Origin of the sequence: Terrisporobacter muris (assembly GCF_024621905.1) — a bacterium.
Lineage (GTDB): Bacteria > Bacillota > Clostridia > Peptostreptococcales > Peptostreptococcaceae > Terrisporobacter > Terrisporobacter muris.
Window position 1 is genome coordinate 1 of sequence record NZ_JANKBY010000498.1, and the last position, 1,869, is coordinate 1,869.

Sequence of the window (1,869 nt, forward strand, 5' to 3'; positions counted from 1 at the left end):
TCATGATACGATTACGTCTTTCCTTTGAATCAAGTAAATTAAGTAGATTTAATATAATATCTAAATTTGAATCTATAAATGTATCTTCGTATAATCTATTTTCAATTAAGTATTTAATAAAATTTGCATTGAACCATGCGAATACAAACCTTATATGTGAAGATTCTATATTTGATGATATATCGCAAATAGTTTCCCAATTTAAAGTATCTAATTTTACGTTTTTATATTTTGAAATGTAGGTATTTAAATACTTTTGTTGTGTCTTGTTTAATCCTGCTTTACTAGAAAAATTTAAAAGAGCGTTCCTCAGTTTGTCATCACCTATAACGTCGAATTTTTTGTTCATTTTAATTACAACTCCTTGTAAAATTTGTTAAATAATATAATTTAATTGAAAGATTATATTTTGCTAAGACTATCTTCTAATGATTTAGAAAATTCATCATGTGCAGTAGCTCTATCATCATCGGTAAGTCTAAAGTATTTGTATGCTGACCTTGGATTACTCTGTCTTAGACGGTCTGCAACTTGTTGAGGTGTGTACTTTAATTCCTTAACAAGAAACATGGCATGTCCATGTCTAAATCTATGATTTAAGTTATGTTCTCTTTTATTTTCGTCTACATCTAAACCACTTTTTTCTAAAATTTCTCTCATAATTTTATTCCAGGAAATTATATTTAGTGGTTTACCTACATTGTTGATAAAAATATACGAGTTATTTTTTAAAATGGGGAATCCGTTTTCATCGGTGTTTGCTTTTTTATCTACTATATCTGCTCTTGCATATTTTTCAAAATTTCTATTGAATAACTCTAAGGATTTATTACTTTTTTTCTTAATTTTATATTCTTCTTTAACCTCAGGATTTAAAATCTCATCAAAGAAATCATATTCTAGAATAGTATCTTCAACTTTATCTTCATCCTTTTTGTTATAACTATTTGGGTTATGAAAAATATCTATATATTCCATTATTTTATCGTATAAAGAAATATTTATAGATGTCTTTCCAGCCCCTTGCTTGTAGTTCTTAGTGATATAGGCTCTTCTATTTTTTGGCTTTTCAAGATTTTTTGCTAATTGGTAATCTTTATCAGTGACTCTATTTCTAGTGTAAACAAAGGCTGTTTTTTTCTTTTTTTTAGTATCTTGATTTTTATAAAGTCTACATTGTACATCTTCAATAGTTAAACCTAAAACTTCTCCTATTCTTAATCCTCCCGTATACATAAGTCTTACTATGCATTCTTCACGTATTGTATAGTCTTTTGCTATAACATCTAGTACCTTTTTATACTCATCAATAGATACATACATTGGAACTGTCTTGCTTTCGTTTACACCTTCATTATGAACATAACTGTTCTTTTCAACAAGGATATCAGCTCCGTACATGAATGTTTTTGTTGTTATAGGAGAGATTTTATGTAAATTACAATTTTCAATATTTAAAAAGGCAGTATATCGTCTAAACATAGCTAAATAAGTGTTTATAGTAGTGTTACTTCTATCTGTATTTAAATTAATAGTTATTAGGTTTCCTCTAGGGGAGTAGCCTCTTAAAAAGTATTTTAAATTGTTTATATCATTATCTGTTAATTCCCTTAAATTTAAATCAAATATTTCTAAGAAACTATATAATATTCTAAGGGATGTAATAGCTTGATATTTTGTATTTGGAGAACAATCTAAAAAATTATAATTTATAAATCTAAAAGCGTCCTTTATTGGAATCATATTGCTATCATATAAAATGCAGTATTCAACTTTATTGACTATTGAACTTTCACATGTGATTTCAACAGTTTTAAGAAGAGTCTTTTTTCCAGATTCTTTATCTGCTAAATATTTATAATAAACATT

Annotated in this window: 2 protein-coding genes; both read right to left on the bottom strand. The window is 26.4% G+C overall.

The window, feature by feature from the left end; translation table 11 throughout:
* On the bottom strand, window positions 1-349 hold a 349-nt coding region (locus tag NSA58_RS19680), incomplete at its 3' end, for a hypothetical protein (RefSeq protein ID WP_257560894.1).
* Window positions 350-402: 53 nt separating this feature from the next.
* The coding region (locus tag NSA58_RS19685; protein WP_257560896.1) for a tyrosine-type recombinase/integrase at window positions 403-1,869 on the bottom strand (1,467 nt) is incomplete at its 5' end.